General features: G+C 61.3%; 17 protein-coding genes and 2 pseudogenes. 2 read left to right on the forward strand and 17 right to left on the reverse strand.

Features of this window, described 5'->3' with window-relative positions; translation table 11 throughout:
- Positions 1–64 precede the first annotated feature (64 nt).
- Positions 65–883, forward strand: a complete 819-nt coding sequence (locus tag LB566_RS06910) for a 3-keto-5-aminohexanoate cleavage protein (RefSeq protein ID WP_224623841.1) — start codon at positions 65–67, stop codon at positions 881–883.
- 139 nt (positions 884–1,022) lie between these two features.
- On the opposite strand, the gene LB566_RS06915 is transcribed toward LB566_RS06910, so the two are convergent.
- From LB566_RS06915 to LB566_RS06990, 16 genes and pseudogenes are all read right to left on the reverse strand, one after another.
- Positions 1,023–2,045 (reverse strand): branched-chain amino acid ABC transporter permease, encoded by a 1,023-nt coding sequence (locus LB566_RS06915; protein WP_318012830.1) that lies wholly within the window; start codon positions 2,043–2,045, stop codon positions 1,023–1,025.
- Positions 2,046–2,900: pseudogene (locus LB566_RS06920) on the reverse strand (branched-chain amino acid ABC transporter permease); the annotation flags it as partial.
- An 82-nt stretch (positions 2,901–2,982) separates the two neighbouring features.
- The gene (locus LB566_RS06925; protein ID WP_224623842.1) at positions 2,983–4,191 is read right to left on the reverse strand and encodes an ABC transporter substrate-binding protein; all 1,209 of its coding nucleotides are present in this window, start codon (positions 4,189–4,191) and stop codon (positions 2,983–2,985) included.
- Positions 4,192–4,258: 67 nt separating this feature from the next.
- Positions 4,259–4,993 carry an ABC transporter ATP-binding protein gene (locus LB566_RS06930; protein ID WP_224623843.1) on the reverse strand — a complete coding sequence of 245 codons (735 nt, stop codon included), beginning with the start codon at positions 4,991–4,993 and terminating at the stop codon, positions 4,259–4,261.
- The gene (locus LB566_RS06935; RefSeq protein WP_140518025.1) at positions 4,986–5,741 is read right to left on the reverse strand and encodes an ABC transporter ATP-binding protein; all 756 of its coding nucleotides are present in this window, start codon (positions 5,739–5,741) and stop codon (positions 4,986–4,988) included. The genes LB566_RS06930 and LB566_RS06935 overlap by 8 nt, the downstream gene beginning before the upstream one ends.
- A gap of 236 nt (positions 5,742–5,977) precedes the next feature.
- A pseudogene (locus LB566_RS06940) lies at positions 5,978–6,176 on the reverse strand (hypothetical protein); the annotation flags it as partial.
- A 226-nt stretch (positions 6,177–6,402) separates the two neighbouring features.
- Positions 6,403–7,152 (reverse strand): SDR family NAD(P)-dependent oxidoreductase, encoded by a 750-nt coding sequence (locus LB566_RS06945; protein WP_140549766.1) that lies wholly within the window; start codon positions 7,150–7,152, stop codon positions 6,403–6,405.
- Positions 7,153–7,168: 16 nt separating this feature from the next.
- Positions 7,169–8,110, reverse strand: coding sequence for a 3-hydroxyacyl-CoA dehydrogenase (locus LB566_RS06950; RefSeq protein ID WP_224623844.1), 942 nt, complete (start codon positions 8,108–8,110; stop codon positions 7,169–7,171).
- Positions 8,107–8,982 carry an N-acyl homoserine lactonase family protein gene (locus tag LB566_RS06955; protein WP_224623845.1) on the reverse strand — a complete coding sequence of 292 codons (876 nt, stop codon included), beginning with the start codon at positions 8,980–8,982 and terminating at the stop codon, positions 8,107–8,109. Before LB566_RS06955 ends, LB566_RS06950 begins: the two co-directional genes overlap by 4 nt.
- On the reverse strand, positions 8,954–9,571 hold the full coding sequence (locus tag LB566_RS06960) for a hypothetical protein (protein WP_224623846.1): 618 nt from the start codon (positions 9,569–9,571) through the stop codon (positions 8,954–8,956). The genes LB566_RS06955 and LB566_RS06960 overlap by 29 nt, the downstream gene beginning before the upstream one ends.
- Complete coding sequence (locus LB566_RS06965; protein ID WP_140549762.1) at positions 9,564–10,607, reverse strand: LacI family DNA-binding transcriptional regulator; 1,044 nt, start codon at positions 10,605–10,607, stop codon at positions 9,564–9,566. The genes LB566_RS06960 and LB566_RS06965 overlap by 8 nt, the downstream gene beginning before the upstream one ends.
- A 23-nt stretch (positions 10,608–10,630) precedes the next feature.
- The gene (hisD, locus tag LB566_RS06970; RefSeq protein ID WP_224623847.1) at positions 10,631–11,920 is read right to left on the reverse strand and encodes a histidinol dehydrogenase; all 1,290 of its coding nucleotides are present in this window, start codon (positions 11,918–11,920) and stop codon (positions 10,631–10,633) included.
- Positions 11,921–11,985: 65 nt separating this feature from the next.
- Positions 11,986–13,206: a sugar ABC transporter substrate-binding protein gene (locus LB566_RS06975; protein WP_140549760.1), complete on the reverse strand. Its 1,221-nt coding sequence runs from the start codon at positions 13,204–13,206 to the stop codon at positions 11,986–11,988.
- 103 nt (positions 13,207–13,309) lie between these two features.
- The gene (locus LB566_RS06980; RefSeq protein ID WP_224623848.1) at positions 13,310–14,338 is read right to left on the reverse strand and encodes an ABC transporter permease; all 1,029 of its coding nucleotides are present in this window, start codon (positions 14,336–14,338) and stop codon (positions 13,310–13,312) included.
- Positions 14,335–15,327, reverse strand: coding sequence for an ABC transporter permease (locus LB566_RS06985; RefSeq protein ID WP_224623849.1), 993 nt, complete (start codon positions 15,325–15,327; stop codon positions 14,335–14,337). Before LB566_RS06985 ends, LB566_RS06980 begins: the two co-directional genes overlap by 4 nt.
- A complete protein-coding gene (locus tag LB566_RS06990; protein ID WP_224623850.1) occupies positions 15,324–16,859 on the reverse strand; it encodes a sugar ABC transporter ATP-binding protein in 1,536 nt (511 codons plus the stop codon). Before LB566_RS06990 ends, LB566_RS06985 begins: the two co-directional genes overlap by 4 nt.
- Positions 16,860–17,489: 630 nt before the next feature.
- On the opposite strand from LB566_RS06990, the gene LB566_RS06995 reads away from it, so the two are divergent.
- Positions 17,490–17,927, forward strand: coding sequence for a GFA family protein (locus LB566_RS06995; protein ID WP_224623851.1), 438 nt, complete (start codon positions 17,490–17,492; stop codon positions 17,925–17,927).
- Positions 17,928–17,965: 38 nt separating this feature from the next.
- Here the strand turns inward: LB566_RS06995 and LB566_RS07000 are convergent, their stop codons facing one another.
- On the reverse strand, positions 17,966–18,220 hold the full coding sequence (locus tag LB566_RS07000; RefSeq protein WP_140522223.1) for a cytochrome C oxidase subunit IV family protein: 255 nt from the start codon (positions 18,218–18,220) through the stop codon (positions 17,966–17,968).
- Between the last annotated feature and the right edge of the window lie 3 nt (positions 18,221–18,223).

Consider the following 18,223-nt stretch of genomic DNA (forward strand, 5'->3'; position numbering starts at 1 on the left):
CGCACCTTTTGCGACGCCTACTGGATCGAAAGGCAGAAGACGAGCGATTGTCGGGAGTCAGATATTGGTAAAGCCGTTGTTCGTAATGGTGGCGCCGAACGGTGCGCGCCGGACCAAGGCCGACCACCCCGCGCTCCCGATTTCAGCCAATGAACTGGCAAGCACTGCCGTCGAATGCCGTGCGGCAGGCGCCGCAGCCATGCACCTTCATATACGAGACCCGTTCGGCAGGCATAGTCTCGACGTCTCCGGATACGCCGAGGCCGTGCGCGTGGTTTCGACGGCGGTCCCCCGCCTTACGGTACAGGTCACGACAGAAGCGGCGTCCATTTGCACGGTGTGCGATCAAGAGCGGGTCCTTTCGGAGCTCAAACCGCATTATGCATCGGTTTCGATAGCGGAGATCTTGCGTGACGGTGAAGAAAGGGCGATCGAAATCGTCCAGCGCGCCATCGCTTCCGAAATCTCCATCCAGTACATTCTCTATTCGGCCGAAGACATTCGCACCCTCTCCGGCCTGCGCGGGCGGCTCTTCGATGACGATCGGCAGCCCAGTACCTTGCTTGTCGCCGGTCGGTACGGTGTCATCGACGACGCCACCGTGGATATGGTCGACGACCTCTACCGCGTTTTGAGCGCGGAAGGTCTCGCAGGCCAGGGCAAATGGATGGCTTGTGCTTTCGGTCGCGGGGAAATGGCTTGCCTGGAAGCCGTGATCGAACTGGGAGGGCATGTCCGTGTGGGATTCGAGAATGCGATAATCGACGCCCATGGCAAGCTGGCTGTCAGCAATGCGGAGCGTGTCGCGAAAGTAGCGGAAATGGCCGCAACCGCCGGCCGGCCTTTGGCCGATGAACACCTGGCGCCGTCGGTTCTCGGATAAAGACCGCATATAGCGTTGCACCGGCCGTATGACCGTCTTGCATATTCGACGGCGTCATCAGGCGCACCCTAGAGTTGTCGTAACAACGTGTCGACCGTCCGAGACCGATAACCCGGCGAAAAAGGGAATAAGCCTTGCCTCATGATTCACGATCGCGCCACAGCGGCCGGGACCGGCGAAACGCAGTCGTCAATGAACCGATAATACCGATGATGCCTTCGCGGAAGCTCATGACACAGACCACGAAGATCATCCCTTGGATGATCGTCACCCAGGCGCCGAACGGGGCGAGGTAGTATTCCATGGTCGTCACGACCGTCGCACCGATGATCGGACCGAACATTGTTCCGATGCCGCCGACCAGCGTCATCATGACAACTTCGGCCGAGGTGGTGCCCACAACATCGACCAGGGACACCACCTGAAAGACCACCGATTTGAGACTGCCCGCCAAGCCCGAAAGCGCGGCCGACAGGGTAAAGAGAAGGATCTTGTAATGATTGACGCGATAGCCGAGCGACACCGCGCGATCCTCGTTCTCTCGTATTGCCTTGACTACTTGACCGAACGGCGAATGCACGATCCGGTAGGTGGCGAAAATGGCCGTCGTGACAACGGCCAGGACGATAAAGTAGAGAAGAAGGTCGTTCTCAAGCGGGACCAAACCGAATAGCTTGTTGCGCGGCAGGCCCTGCAAGCCGTCTTCGCCACCTGTAGCTTTAAGCTGGTTGCAGATGAAATACACAAGCTCGGACAATGCCAGCGTGATCATTGCAAAATAGACGCCGAGACGCCGGACTGCCAAGGCTCCGAACGCAAGCCCAAGCAGCGCCGCGGATGCAGTCGCCGCCAGAACTGCCAGTTCGGGCGTAAGCCCCCATTCTTTCAGAAGGTAACCGGCAACATAGGCCGCAGCCCCGAAATAGGCCGCATGACCAAATGAAAGAAGTCCTCCATAACCGAGCAGCAGGTTATAGGCGCACGCAAATAGCGCGAAGCAAAGAATCTTCATCGCGAATATGGGATAGACAAAGAATGGAGCAATCACGGCGATTATGGCAAGACCATACCAGAACAATCTCTTGGTCGAGGCTGAAAGTTCGCGCCACCAGCGCTCGCCATCTGGGCGCTCCAGATGCGCATCGATCTTCATGCCCCCCATCTTGCCGAACAGTCCTTCCGGACGCGCCACCAGCACCACAATCATCACGACGAAAATGACGACATATGCCGCCTGCGGGTAGAGGTACTTGGTAAGTCCCTCGATGAGACCAAGCGACAGGCCGGTTATCGCCGCGCCGCCGATCGAGCCCATGCCGCCGATGACTACGACGGCAAACACGACCAAGATGATCTCAACGCCCATATTCGGGCTAACCGAGAAAATGGGCGCTGCCAAAACGCCTGCAAGTGCCGCAAGCGCCACTCCTCCGCCATATGTCAGTGTGATCAGCAGCGGCACATTCACACCGAACGTGCCAACAAGAACCGGATTTTCTGTCGCCGCTCGCAAATAGGAACCGAGCTTGGTTTTCTCGATCGCAAGCCACACCAGAAAGCAGACCGCCAGAGAAAACGCGATGACCCAGCCGCGATAGATGGGCAGAATCATGAAACCGAAATCCCAGATACCGGAAAATTCCGCGGGGATTTCGTACCGAAGGCCGGCGCTGCCAAAATAAACGCGGGCCAGGCCCTGAATGATGAACGCCAGGCCGAAGGTCAGCAAAAGCCCGTAGAGATGGGCCTTGTCGTAGAGGTGTCGGATAAGCATCCTTTCAAGCGCGATGCCGAAGGCACCGGCCAGCAGCGGCGCAAGAAGCAGCGACCACCAGTAACCGAGCCCAAGATAGTTCAGCAGCATCCAGGAAATATACGCGCCCAGCATGTACTGCGCCCCGTGGGCGAAGTTAACGATGTTGAGCATACCGAAGATGATCGCGAGCCCAAGGCTCAGCATAGCATAGAATGCTCCGTTGATCAGACCGACGGTCAATTGAGCGAGGAGGGCATCCATTTGCTTTGTCCTTACGGGCACAGGGCCATCGAGGCATGGAACACCTCGATGGCCGTCGCCGGGATCGGTTTCAATAAAAGGGCTACTTGATCACACAGCCAGCGTCGGTGGCGCTACGAAAAGCCTTGTCGGCGGGAATGCGCGACACCACCTTGAGGAAGTCCCAATCGTATTTCGACTCATCCTCGGTCTTCACCTGGACGAGATAGCGATCAAAGGCCGCCCTGCCGTTTTCAAGGATGTGACCGTTTTTAGAGATCAGGCCCTCAATCGGCGCTTCCTTCATCTGCTTCAGGACCGCCTGGGTTTCGTCGGTGCCCGCAGCCTTCACCGCCTCTAGATAATGAGTAACCGCCGCGTAAAGCGCCGCGTGGCTTTCGTTCGGCATCTTCTTCATGCGGTCGAAATATCGATGAGCCCAAGCACGGCTGGACTCGTCCTGGTCCCAGTACCAAGTCTGGATAAACTGCAATCCGGCCAGATTTTTCAGCCCGATAGCCTTGATATCGGTCAGGAACAGGATCGGCGCCGCGATTTTCTGCTTGGCGGCGATGCCGAACTCCGTCGCCTGTTTCATCGACGTGACGAGGTCTGTCCCCGATTGAGCCAGTACGATGACATCGGCGCCAGAGGCCCGCGCCGAGAGCAGATAAGACGACATGTCCATGGTATTAAGTGGCACCAACACGCTGCCGACGACTTCGCCACCCGCCGCCTTGATCGCCGCGCGCGACACGTCTTCAAGCTGATGCCCGAAATTGTAGTCCACCGTGATGAAGAAGAAGGTGGTTCCCGGCTTACCGGATGCAAGGGCGGTCATCAGCGACGCGCTGTTCGACCAGTTTTCGGCGCCCCACTGCTGGCCGTTCGGAGAACAGGCCTTGCCGATGATATCGGACGAGCTTGCCGTTGTATAAAGCGCTATCTTGTCGAGTTCACGCGCGATATCCTGGACGCCGAGAGCGATTGCGGAGGAGGCGAAATCGACGATGACGTTGACGCCCTCTTTCTCATACCATTCGCGTGCGATGGCGACACCGACATCGACCTTGTTCTGGTGATCGGCCACGAGCACCTCGATCGGGCGGCCGAGAACGCTTCCTCCGAAATCCTCCACCGCCATGCGCGTGGCGGTTACCGAACCGGGCCCACCGGAGTCAGCGAAGTTGCTGGACTGATCTCCCAGAACTCCAATCCGAATGGGGCCATCGGCCGCCATCGCTGGCGAAGCGGCTAAAGCGCTTCCCGCGATAAATGATGCGGCGATCAACGATCGTAACATGAGTTTCATTATCTTCCCTCCCGTTTGCTGTCAGTCTTCCGCTGGCCCTGGACCACCCATACGGCCTCCAGCCATGCTAAACTCCAAGATAGGAATGGAGCTTGGCCAGATTGTCCTCTATTTCATCATTGACGAGCATCTCGACGATCGACCCCTCGTGCACGATGTAGTGCCGGTCCGCGACCGTCTGCGCGAACCTAAAATTCTGCTCGACTAAAAGGATGGTGAAGCCGTCCTGCTTCAACCGCTCGATGGTCTTGCCGATCTGTTGCACGATGACCGGAGCTAGCCCTTCGGTCGGCTCATCCAGAAGAAGCAGCTTTGCGCCGGTGCGCAGAATGCGCCCAAGTGCAAGCATCTGCTGTTCGCCCCCAGACAGCTTCGTCCCGCGGCTCTTTTTTCTCTCCTCAAGATTGGGAAACAACTCGTAGATCTGCTCGACGGTCAGGCCGCCACGTTTCACTTGCGGTGGCAGAAGGAGGTTTTCCTCGGTAGAAAGGCTTGAGAATATTCCCCGTTCCTCGGGCACATATCCGATGCCCAAACAGGCAATCTTGCGCGAGGGAAGCCCAATCATCTCCACCCCGCCAAACATGACCGACCCTTTAGAATGGGCAAGAATACCCATCAGCGCGCGCATGATCGTGGATTTGCCGGCGCCGTTGCGTCCAAGTAGGGTAACGACTTCACCTGCATGAACATCGAAGTTCACACCATGCAGGACTGAGCCATCGCCATAGCCCCCCTCAAGGCCCCTTACCTGCAAAAGAGCAGGTGGCAAGGAAGGTGGGTCTGCTGCCATATCAAACATGACCGGCCCCGATATATGCCTCGATCACACGCGGATCGGCCGACACCGTGGCATAGTCGCCATGCGACAGGATTGCGCCGCGCGCCAGAACCGTGATGGTGTCCGACAGAGCAGCAACCACCGAGAGATTGTGCTCGACCATCAGAATTGTCCGATTTGCCGAAGATGTCCTGATCAGGTCCTCGATTAGTTTGATGTCCCCTTGGCTGACCCCGGCCATCGGTTCGTCCAGCAGCATCAATTCGGGATCGAGCGCCAGCGTGGTCGCAATCTCCAGCGCGCGCTTTCGCCCATAGGGCAGTTCGGCCGCTGCCCTGTCTGCGACGTCGGCCAGATTGACCGCCTCCAGCAGTTCCACGGCTCTTGCGTCAAGCGCATGGAGCGCCTTCTGCGGCCGCCAGAAATCGAAGTTATCGCCACGTTTGCGTTGCAGCGCGACTCGGACATTCTCGAGGACCGTCATATGGCCGAAAACGGCCGAGATTTGAAATGAACGAACCAGGCCCAAACGCGCGACATCTGCGGGGCGCATCCGGGTGATATCGCGCCCGCGGTAGGAAATCGTGCCACGGGAAGGTTGCAGGAATTTTGTAAGAAGATTGAAAAGGGTTGTCTTGCCCGCGCCATTCGGCCCGATCAATGCGTGAACAGAACCGCGGCGGATATCGAGATCCACCTGATCGACAGCGCGGAAACCAGCAAAGTCTTTTCCAAGTCCGCGAGCCGAAAGTATTATGTCATTGTGCATTCAGCGCTCATCACCGGAGATTTATGGGACGCTTTTCAAGCGCGTTGCAGCACCGTCGGATTTGCGTCTTTCCGGGACAAGCACAGCGCTCCTAGAACGCCGGGTAACGCTAGCAGCAGCGATCGGCCGATCAATCGATGTTTCCAACAATTTCGCCAAATGAAATTCGCCCTGCGCATCCGTGAAGGATTCATTTCCTACTCGCCACGATGAGGGCCGCACCGGCTTGATCGAGCTGATCCGATAAGGGGACGGTCTGCTTCCTCCTCAGGAAGAAGAAAGCCGGTGCAGTCGTAGAAACTGTGTCCGTGATAGTAGCTGACCGACGACGATGTTCGGGTTTGTGACCTGCTTGTCGAGCGTGATGCCCCTGAAAGGGCTCTCGAAGAAATTCCTCTGTGAGTACCTTTTGCATGCAAGCCGCCTGCGCGGCATTGGACCGTTTGCGAAATGCGAGCGAAGAGGTGCAAACGACCTTAAGGTCGCCTGTGTGCAGCTTCTCGCATCAGATACGCGAAAGAATGTCTTGGGATTAGCGCCAATTCCGCTTTCCGTGGCGGTGGAACAGCGGATGCGAACACGTTTGGTCTTGTCCATACCCTTTGACGACATACCCGCTCCAGAAGCACCGCACTGGTCTTGTCAAGCGGTTGGCCGGGCTCTAGGCCAGGGGCCGACCGCCGTCGACCGGAATGATAACACCGGTCACGAAACGAAGGTGGGTTGCGGCCGCCAATACGGCCTCGGCGACATCGTCGGGCGTGCCCAGTCGCCCCAGCGGCGTGCGGTTTGCCTGTTCGTCCCGCCAGGATTCGTCACGGCCCTTGATGAAGTCGGTGTCGACGACGCCGGGCGAGACCGACACGACCCTGATTCTCGGGGCCAGGGCACGCGCCAGCGACTTGGTCAAATTGTCGACAGCGGCTTTCGACGCACAATAGGCGACGTTGCTTCCCATGGCGGTGACCCCTGCGATCGACGAGATGTTGACGACAACCCCGCTGCCGGTGCGGTCGAGCAGCGGCCGCATGGCCCGCGTCGCAGCGATCACACCGCGCACGTTGACGCTGAAGATGCGGTCGATCAGTTCGTCGTCCAGGCTGTCGAGGTCCGGGTGTGGCACGAAGCGGGTTGTCCCGGCGCAATTGACCAGGACATCCAGCTGGCCAACGCTTTTCTCGATCCGACCGGCAAGGCGCGCGAGGCAATCGCTGTCCGTCACGGTCGCCTCGGCGACAAAGTGACCGCCGGGCGCCAGTGACGAAACCAGATCGTCGGCCACCTGCCGCGAACGGTTGTAGCCGATGACAACCGAAGCCCCTTCCGCAGCAAGCCGCGATACGATCCGCGCGCCGATACCGCCGGTTGCTCCGGTGACCAGGGCGACCTTGCCCGTGAGTGTGCCTGTCATGGCCGTCTCCTGAGTGTCAAACTCCGGTGCTTCGCTTATGGGCGGCCAGCGCCATGAGATTGTGGTCGCGCCAGGCGCTGCGTTCGGCGAGTTGGGATGCGGACAACTTTTCGCGGCGCGCTTCCTCGGCCTTGGCAATCAGCCCTTCCGACCAGGGGGCCGGATCGCGCCTGGCGAGGGCGATCGAATGGTAGAGCGGTCCCAGACGTCTCGCATAGTCCGCGATCCCGCCGGGCGCATTCAGGTCGATCGTCTCGAAAGGCCCCATGAAGGACCACCGGTAGCCGAGCCCATGCGACACCGTAAGATCAATATCGGCGGCACTTGCCACGCCCTCCTCGAGCAGGGCCCAGGCTTCGTTCAGCAATGCCCCCTGAAGCCGGTTGAGGACGAACCCTTCGACTTCCTTGCGCACAATGACGGCAGCCTGCCCCATGGCCTGCATCTGCACCCGCAGCCACGCAACGGCCTCCGCATCGGTCCAGGACGCCGGGACCAGTTCCACCAACGGGATCAAATGCGGTGGATTGACGGGATGAGCGACAAGAAAACGCCGGCGGTTGGCACAGGCCCCGGTGAAGGCCGAGGCCGGAATGCCGGAGCTGGAGCTGCCTACGACCGCGTCGGGCCGCATCGCCCGGTCAATCTCCAGACAGACCGCCTCCTTGATGTTGCGCACTTCCAGCACCGACTCCTGGATGTAGTCGGCGTCCGCTACCGCACCCTCCAGCGTATCGACAACGTTCAGCCGCCGCATGACTGCATCGACAGCATCGACCAGCCCGGCCTCTTGCATATCGGCAAGACTAGCCCGGATCTTGTCGAGCACCGCGGCGCGGATGTCGGCGCTGCCGTCATAGATGATCACATCATGGCCAGCCCTGGCGAAGACGATCGCCCAGCCACGGCCGACCAGTCCGGCACCGACAATGGCGACCTTGCGGATTGCATCCATCATTGCACCCGCGACGTCTCGCCGTCCGCGAGGCAAATTTCGGTGATCCGCAGGCCATCCTGAGTGATGCGGGACGGGAACCGGTCCTTCAGCCGCTCTTCGTGGATGGGAATGACCCGCCGCGCTTCATGGCCCACCTGCTTCATCATCTCCTCGGTGGCGAGAACGAGATTGGTCTGGCTGCCGACCGCAAGCCCCACCGGAACGTAGAGCGTCTCGATGTCGACGGCAGCTCCCGAGCCCTCGATGTTGTCGAAGACGTAGACCAGATCGCCAGCCAGCACCCAAGTGTCGTCCTTGCCGTTGCGTATGGTGACCCACATCGATCCGTAGGTATGGCTGTCAAAGGCGGCATGGAGATCGATGTCGGGCAGGACGTCCTGTTTCGCTCCGTCGATCGTCACCAACCGCTTCTGACGGGCCAGGTCGACGCCGCGCACGATGTCGCCGGGGTCGACGGCTACGTTCATCCAGCGCATGCGATCCGGCAGCGACATCGCCCAGACCCACTTCGCGATCTCCCTCTCCTGGACGTAGAAGGTCGCATTCGGGAAGTCCTCGACATTGCCGAAATGGTCGAAATGCGCGTGCGTGACGAAAACCGTGTCGACGTTCTTGGGCGAGAGGCCGATTTCGCCAAGAACGGCCTCTGGCGAGTGCCAGTTCTCGACGCCAAATTTGTCCGCGAGATGCTTGCCGTAGTCCTTGTTGTTGTAACCGACATCGACCATCGCGACGCGACCGTTGCCCTTGATCAGCGCGTAGCAGTAGGGAAGCTTGACGTAACCCTGGTTGTGGGCGCCGTAGAGCACGCCACTCTTGTGGTAGTTGCTGACATAGCTATACTCAAGCACCCAGATCGAATATTGGCCCATTGCTTCCTCCCTGTTGTCGCCAACGCTGCGCACAGCTGCAGCAGGCGTGATTGAAATCGACCGGCGTCATACCGGCCCGCGGTTCCGACGCCGCCTGCAGCCCGGCGTAGGCGCCTTTGATCCTCTGCCCGGCCCGGTCGAGCTCCTGCTGCCAGTCGCGCCGCAGTCGGGCCGAACCGAAATCGTCCAGGACCTCGCCCAGCGTTGCATGAGCGGCCCGCAGACGCGCGCAATGGCTTTCGAGCCCATGCGGCGCCTGCAAGGCGCCCAGCCGCTGCTCCATCTCCGTCCACCGTTCGCGGGCCACCGGAATGTCAGGCAGGTCGAGCACGTCGCGGCGTCCGCCGGCCTGAGCCAGGACCAGCAGGCCGGCGAGTTGGCCGATCAGCCGGCGCAGGCCTTCGTAGACGGGGCGGGTTGCCACGACGTAGCGGACGATGGCTTCGTCGGCCAACGCGGCACCGTTGACGGCCGCGACGGGTTCCTCGCTTCCGGTGACGGAGACATGGGGCGCCGCGACGACCTCGCAGTCATAACGGTGGACGCTTACCGCCCGCTCGAAGAAGCGCTTTCCGGAGATATCAGCCATGGTGCCTTTTTCGCGTCGTCGCGCGCTCGATCACCGCGCCGGGCGGGATTAGTTGGACGATCGGCTCCCGGCCGGAATTCGTGCTCAGTTCCTTCGCCAGGCTGACCGTGGCCTCGAGCATCTGGTCGATGGGCTGCCGGACGGTCGTCAGCCCGTGTGAGGGCCAGTGGGCCATCTCGATATCGTCGAAGCCGACGATCGAAATGTCGTCCGGCACGCCGAGGGCCAGCTCTCGCCGCACGCCGTCGAGAAAGCCGATGGCGAGAATATCGTTGGCGCAGAAAACACCGTCGGGAACCTCTTTCAGGTCACGCAGCTTGCGCGCCGCTTCGTAGCCGGCATGATAGCTGAACTGGCCTGCCTCGATAACCGCCGGCGCGGCGAGGCCGCGCTCGACGGCGCGTTCGCTGAAGCCCCTGTGGCGCGCGACATTGGTGGAGGCATCGGGCAAGGCGGCGATGTAGGCCAGGCGCCGGTGGCCGGTATCGACGAGATAGTCGGCGATGCTGCGGCCGCCGCGTATGTTGTCGCAGGAAATGCCGAACGCGTGGTCGTCGGCCGAGAGCCGGTTGAAAAAGATCACCGGAGTGCCGGCTCTACGGCATTCCTGCGCGGCCGCCGAAGACAAGGTGGCCGCCAGGATGATGGCAAGATCTGGCTGGTAGTTGAGCAGCAGGCGTAGCGCCTGGTCGACGTCTCCCGACTGGTCGGCGGCGACGAGCATCACGTTCATGTCGATGGCGCGAAGGGCGGTGGTCAGCCGCGTCAGCACTTCCGGATAGAACGGGTTCTTGATGTCCGCGACGACGATACCCACGATACGCGTCTTCTTGGTGATGAGGCTGCGCGCGAAAGGATTCGGCGAATAGCCGATCTCCCTCGCACGGTTCAGCACCAGGTCCCGCGTATCCTTGGCGATCACGGCATCGGCGTGAAAGGCCCTGGATACGGTCGAAACAGACATGCCGAGATCGCGCGCCAGATCCTTCACGGTCAGGCGGGGCTTGCTGTTCTTGTTGCGGGCGATGATCGACATGAAAACTCCGTTGGCGCGCTGGCTTAGGCCTGGTTGCGACCTCCATAGCGGCGGACCCGGATGTTCGCCTGCTCGGCATGCCCATAGAACCCCTCGAGGACACACAGGCGCGAACAGTACTCGCCTATCATGGCGCTCGCTTCGTCGGTCAGGACGCGCTGATAGGTGCAGGTCTTGATGAACTTGCCAACCCACAAACCGCCTGTGTAGCGGGCCGCCTTCTTGGTGGGCAGCGTATGGTTGGTGCCGATGACCTTGTCGCCATAGGCAACATTCGTGCGCGGTCCCAAAAACAGAGCGCCGTAATTGCGCATGTTGTCGAGGAAGTAGTCCGGATCGCGCGTCATGACCTGGACGTGCTCGGATGCGACCCGGTCGGCCTCCGCGACCATCTCCTCATAGGAAGCGCAGACAATCACTTCGCCATAGTCCGCCCATGCCTTGGTGGCGATCTCGGCGGTCGGCAGGATCTTCAGCTGCCGCTCGATCTCGGCCAGGGTGTCGCGCGCGAGCTTCTCCGAGTTTGTCAAAAGCACGGCGGGACTGGTTGGCCCGTGCTCGGCCTGGCCGAGCAGATCGGTCGCGCAGATCTCACCGTCGACACTGTCGTCGGCTATGACCAGCGTCTCGGTCGGGCCGGCGAACAGGTCGATGCCGATGCGGCCGTACAATTGCCGCTTGGCTTCAGCGACGAAGGCATTGCCAGGACCGACGAGCATGTCGACGCGGCCGATGGTTTCGGTTCCGAGCGCCATGGCGCCGACGGCCTGCACACCGCCCAGAACGTAGATCTCGTCCGCGCCGGCCATGTGCATTGCGGCCACGATGGCCGGATGCGGACCGCCCTGGAACGGCGGCGCGCAGGCGATGATCTTCTTCACCCCGGCGACCTTGGCCGTCACCACGCTCATATGCGCGGAGGCGACCATCGGGTATTTCCCGCCAGGCACGTAGCAGCCGACTGTTTCCACGGGAATGTTCTTGTGGCCGAGGACAACGCCGGGAAGCGTTTCCACTTCGAGGTCCTGCAAGCAGGCGCGCTGCTTCTCGGCGAAATTGCGAACCTGGGCCTGGGCGAAGCGAATATCCTCGATGTCGCTTGCCGACACCTTGGACATCGCCTGCTCGATCTCGCTGTCGCTGAGCCGGAAGGTGGGCGGCGACCATTTGTCGAAACGCTCCGACAACTCCCGGACAGCGGTATCGCCTCGCTTTTCTATGTCGGCAAGGATCGTTTCGACGGTCGTCCGGACGGCCGCATCGCTCTGGGCGACAGCTTCGGGATCCCTGCCCCGCTTCAGAAAAGTCGGCATATTCTCATCCTTATGTTGAGTCAGGTGGGCGGCAGGATGCCGTCCACCTGTTGCATTGCTGATCGTCAGGGTTTTACCGTCGGCTCGATCTTGGTGAGCTTGTATTCGTCGGCCGGAGCCTTGCACGACGAGCAGTTGATGCCGGGCGCATCGGGCGCCTGCTTCACGTCCGCGGGCAACGCCTGAATGGTCGCTCCTGGCGTTGGCTTGCCCTCGAGCGCCGACTGCAGCGACAGCTCCGGCAGCAAATCGGGATTGAAGACCTCGGTGACGAAGGAACTCGGGACCTTGTCGGACGGGAAAACATTGCACCCGTCGGCGAACGTATCGCCCTTGCAAGGTTTGACTTGATCCGCTGGCACCCATGGCAGCGGATACTCGATGTTCATCGGCTTCAGGTCGCGCTTCTTGGTCAGGATCTCCATCATCAGCTTGAAGGCATAGCCTGACGTAGCAGGCGGCGAACCGGCGGATACCCCCTTGAGACCCATGCCTTGCATCTTCGGGTCTGCCAGTCCGAGACGAAAACCATCCGAGTTCTCGCCGGTCATCGGAACCAGTTTGTTGCCCTTGTCGAGCAGCGCTTGTACGGCGCCGTATTCGCCCGCCTGAGCCCAGATGCCGTCGACGTCGGGATGCGCGGCGAGAGCCTTGGCTGTCTCCTGCTGTGTGGTGCGGTCATCCCAGTAGGAGTAGTATTCCGCGACGACCTTGATGCCGGGATACTGGTTGAAAATGTGCATCGCGCCGTCGGTGTGGCGCTTATCCACCGAGTTGCCCGGGACGCCACGGCTCAGGAAGATCTTGCCCTTGCCTCCCAGGATATTGACCAAGGCCTGAGCGGTGTTCTCGCCGAAGCCTGCGGTGATATAGCTGACATTGTATGCGCAAGGCTCGGTCACCGTGGCGTCGTACATGAAGAAGAGCACGCCCTTCTGGCAGCCGCGATGGACCGTGCGGTTCAGCGCCGTCGAGGAGATCGGGAAGCTGATGATGCCGTCGGCGCCAGCCTGTATCATGCTTTCATAGGCCGAGATCTGAGCCTGGGGGTCGGTTCCCGAGATGACTTCCTTCAGCTCCACCGTCTTGTCGTAGGGCGGCGTCTGCGCCAACGCCTTGACGATGTTCGCAGCCTCCGACTGCCACGAATTGCCGCTGTAGCTCAGCGACAGATATATCTTGAACTTCTTGTCCTGCGCTTGGGCATGGTCGACAACCGTCCCAACGCCCATGGCGGTGGCAAGCGTCAGCGACGCGGCCAGTCCCAGTCTTTTTAACAGCCTCATTTCGATCAACCTCCCGTTGGAATTTGGCCCTTGCAGGTGCCGGACCAAGGCTTGTGAGAACGTTCTCACAATTGGACAAAACACATTTCACGCACAGGCATGGTCACCTCCTCCGCGTCAGCATTCGATTTCCGAGATCGGCCAGGAATTCACCGCGCAGCACCAGCAGGGCGGCGACAATGATTGCGCCCTCTATGACGGTGCGCCATCCTTCGTCGAGGCCGATGGCGGAGATAACGGTGCCAAGCGTCGTCAGAAGAATTGCGCCGCCGACCGTCCCGATGAAAGTTCCGCTGCCGCCGAGGATCGAGGAGCCGCCGACGACGACGGCAGCGATGGAAGGCAGCATGTAGCTGTCGCCCATCCTCAGCGTCGCCCCGTTCGAATAGCCCACCAGCATCATGCCGACGAACCCTGCGCAGGTGGCACTGATCGCATAGGGGACGAGCTCGAGCCGATTGACAGCGATGCCGGCGATGAGGGCGGCGTTCCTGTTGGTGCCAAGGGCGTAGAGCCGGCGGCCGAGCGCAGTGAAGTTCTGCAAGAACCAGCCCAACAGGATGAAAGCGACGGTGAAGTAGATGACCAGCGGCACGCCGAGGAACCATTCCTTCATCAGCCACAGCAAGACGGACGGGGAACCCCCGCGCGGCGTCCCGCTGGTATAGCCGAGCGCCACCGACGCCACGACGATCGAGGTCGCCATGGTCATGATGAAGGGAGGAACTTTCAGCCAGACAATTCCCAGTCCGCTGATCGTGCCGACCAGCGCGCAAATGACCAGGATGGCCGGCAGCATGTACCAGATGCCGGCGTTGCCGTTACCAATCCAGGTCGTCGTCAACACGCCGCCGAGCGTGATGAGGGCGGGGACCGATAGGTCAAGCCCGCCGATCAGGATGACGAGCCCTTGCCCGAACGACAAGACGATCAGGAAGGACGCGAGGATAAGAACCGTCAGCACCTGATCCCAGGAACCCAGCGCCGGACTGATGAAGCGCGAGCACACCACAAGCACGATGCTCAGCCCAAACACCACGAGCGTATTGACCACCTCCCGGTCGAGCCTTTGCCTGCCGCGCCGGTCGGAATCGGCCTCGAAACGCGTCGCGACGTCCTTATGCGCGTTCACCGGATCTCTTCCTTCTTGAGCAGGCGCGCCACGGCGCTGCCGAACACGATCGCAAGCACCAGCACGAAACCTTGGAATATGCCGGTGTAGAAGGACGAGACCCCACCCGAGAAAAGCACCTTCTGCAAAAGCATCAGCGTACCGGCGCCCACGATCGAGCCAATGAGGCTGCCCCGGCCGCCGCTCAACGGCGTGCCGCCGAGCGCCACCGCGGCAAAGGTGAGCATCAGGAATGGCGTGCCGGCTGTCGGATTTCCTGTCGCCGTCTGGGCGCTCAGCATGAAGCCGGCGACGCCGTAGAGGATGCCGGCGCCGACAAAGGCCGTGATGCGTACCCCTGCCACGGGCACGCCGGAGAAGCGAGCCGACTGCTCGTCGGCGCCGATCGCATAGAGGCCGATCCCGGTATTGGTCCGCCGGAAGGCAAGCCAAAGCGCGATGGCGGCAACCAGAAACAGCCCGGCGATCGGGATGATGCCGAACAGGGTGTCGGTCAGCGTGTAGGTGACGAAGTCGGCAACCATACCGCCAGGCGCGTCCAGGATAACCAGCGCAAGCCCCTGGCAGACGATCATAGTGCCGAGCGTCGCCGCGATGGTCTGAAGCCCAAGCCTGGCCACGAGAATGCCGTTGATTGCACCGACGGCAGCGCCGATCGCGCAGCACATCAGGAGGCTGGCCAGTGCACCGCCCGGACCGTCCAACGGATAGACCGCCATAAGCACATTCGTCAGCGAGACGACGCCCGCGACGGACAGGTCGAAGCCGCGGCTGATGACGACCAGCGTCTCGCCCGCTGCCGCGAGCGCCAATGGCGTCGAGTTGTTGACGAGGTCGGTGAAGGTGTAGACCGAAAGCGCATCCGGTTGCCAGAACGCGTAGAGCGCATAAAGCAGGACATAGATCATCGCCACGATGCCGGTGCCGCTGATGACAGCCCTCCATAATGCGGAGCGGCGGGGCGCGGGATTTGCCTGGACCGCGGTCATGCAGCCACTCCATTCACCGCGCCCGCAGCGTGGCCGATCAGCGCGCCGACGATAGTCGGCTCATCGATGGCATCGCCTTGATATTCGGCGAAGACGCGGCCGCCATAGAGCACCATGCAGCGATGCGCGAGATGGACGAGTTCCGGCAGTTCGGACGAGTAAAAGAGCACCGAGCCGCCCTCGGCGGCGAACTTCCGGATCGCCTCATAGATCGACTGCTTGGTTCCGACGTCAACTCCACGCGTCGGATCGAAAAGCAGTAGAGTGCGCGCGCCCGTCATCATGACGCGCGCCAGGAGCGCCTTCTGCTGGTTGCCACCGGAAAGCTCGTCGATCTTGAACTCCAGATAGCGCTCCTGCAGTTCGACCGCCTCAGCGGTTTTTTTCGCGATGCGACGCTCGCTGGCCGGCCAGACGACGCCGCCCTGCGCGATACGCGAAATGATAGGCAACACCATGTTGCTGGCGGTGCTGAGGCCAGCGAAAATCCCTTCCGACTTGCGGTCCTCCGGCAGGTAGGCAAGGCCGTTGCCGAAATGGAGCGCTGCGCCCGGACCGGCGATCTGGGCGGGCACGCCGTCAATCTCGATGCCGCCGCTTTTCGCCTTGGAGAGGCCGACCATCGTCCTGAACAGGTCGCGCTGCCCCTGCCCCTCGAGCGCGGCGATGCCGACGATCTCACCTCGCCTGACATCAAACGACACGTCGCGCAAGATGCCGCCGGAGAGGCCCCGAACACTGAGCGCGACGGGCGCGGTGTCGGGGATCGAGGGCTGCGAGGCGGTCGTCTCACGCGCGCTGCGGCCGACCATCATCTCGAAAATATTCTCATCCGAAGCGCCGGACAACTCGACCGTGCCGATGCTGCGGCCATTGCGCAGGATGGTGGCGCGCGAACATAGGGTGCGCACCTCGCCGAGGCGGTGGGAAATGTAGAGGATGGCGGTCTGCAGGTTCTTCTGCCGGCGCACGAGCTCAAACAGCCATTCGACGTCCGCCAGCGCGGCCGTCGGCTCATCGAGGATCAGCAGCTTCGAGGCATGGGTGAAGGCGCGCACGATCTCAAGCCGCTGACGATCCGAAAGCGAAAGCACGCCGACCGGCGTGTCGGGATGAAAGTGGGAGAGACCGTAGTCGTTAAGAATCTTGCCAGCTGATGCCGTGGCGGTGCGGCGCGAGACGAGACCTAGCTTGCCCTTGGGCATTTTCGGCAGCACGAGATTCTCGGCGATGCTGAGATTCGGCAGCAGGCTGAGTTCCTGAAAGGCCGTCGCCACGCCCTGCGCCCGCGCATCAACGATGCCATGCGGCGCATAAGGCTTGCCGAAGATCGACATGGATCCGCCGTCAGGCGTCACGACGCCGCTGAGGATTTTCACGAGCGTCGATTTGCCGGCGCCGTTCTCGCCCAACAGCGCATGGACTTCGCCTGGCCGCAGATCAATGGAGACGGAATCGAGTGCGACTGTCGGTCCGTAGGATTTTGCAATGTTCGCGATGCGAACAGCCAGCCGGATCTCGTCGGTACCCATACCTCCTCCCGAAAGGTAAGTCCGCCGCAGCGGTGAGAACGTTCTCTGAGAACGTTCTCACTAATCCACAGGCACCGCCGGTTTGTCAATGTGAATCGTTCATTCTTTACCCTACGGACCAGGCTCCCGATCTCCGGGCGGCACTTTGTCGTCTTTGGAAGTGGCCGAGCCGGCGCCTTTTTTCCGGGGTTGGTCTGGGGTCGCACGCCGGGATGGATTCTGCCCATCGGACTGATGCGTTTTCTCATTCACCTCGCCTGAAGGGCGCGTCAGGCCTTGCCCGGACGCCGGCGGCTTGTTGCCTGCGGCGTCCTGGGAGAATGAATCGGCGGGATCGCCGTCGCTCCTGGCAGGATATTTGGTGGCACCAGTTTCGCGGCGATTTTCGTGTCCAGTCATGGCCCGGTCCTCCTTTGGCAGAGTCATAACCTGGTTTCGACCGGCAGGTTCCAGCGGCTAAGCCGGAAGCGCGGATTTGAATCCGCCGCCGCCCCTATGGCCGGAAACCAATTTGGCGGCGCTGCGTTGACCCCTGGATCAGATCCCCCAACAGCTTCGGAGAAAATCCATGCTCGACCGCAGCGGAAGCGCCGTCCTGACGACCGATAGTCTCTGACAACGGGCAGCAACATGGCTCGCATCGAGCGCGGACATTGTTTCTGCGGTGCCGTCACGGCGGTGATGGAAGGAGAGCCCTTCTGGATCTGCTTCGACCATGACGACGATTGCCGACGGGCGATCGGCGGACCTATGACCATCTGGATCGGCTATCGTCCGCACCAGGTCGAACTGACCGCCGGAAAGCCGAAGACCTTTTCGAAGACGAAGGGGGTCGTCCGCTCCTTCTGCGCCGATTGCGGTACCTCGATCTTCTATGCCGACGAAGGCCTGCGAGAAGAACTCTATGTCTCGATCGGCTTCATGGACGCGCCGGAGCGGTTTCCGCCACAGGCACAGGCCTATTGGGATATGCGCCTGCCATTCATCGAAATGGCCGACGGCTTGCCCCGCGTCGACGGCTACACGAGGCGCCGCGATCCAGCCTTGGGCAATCCGCGCGACCGTTGATGGCCCTCAAACAGAACCGCTCTACTACAAGGCCCAGGCTATTGCCCGATCAGGGTCAGGCCGAAGAGAATGGCCAGCCACAGGCCCACCGCCGCGACCGCAAGCCTGGGGAGGATGCCCTCGCCCGCAAGATGCATGAACAGCAGCGCGATCACCACTGTCTTGGCAGCCGCCGCGGCGAGGTTGATCGCGGAATTGAATCCGCCGAGGTCGACAAACGAAGAGCCGACGGTAAGCGCCAGCAAGGCGAGCAGCGCGAGATAGGCGAATGTGAGCTTGGCGAGGTCGCTCATCGT

The organism is Mesorhizobium sp. CA13, assembly GCF_020165235.1.
Classification (GTDB): domain Bacteria; phylum Pseudomonadota; class Alphaproteobacteria; order Rhizobiales; family Rhizobiaceae; genus Mesorhizobium.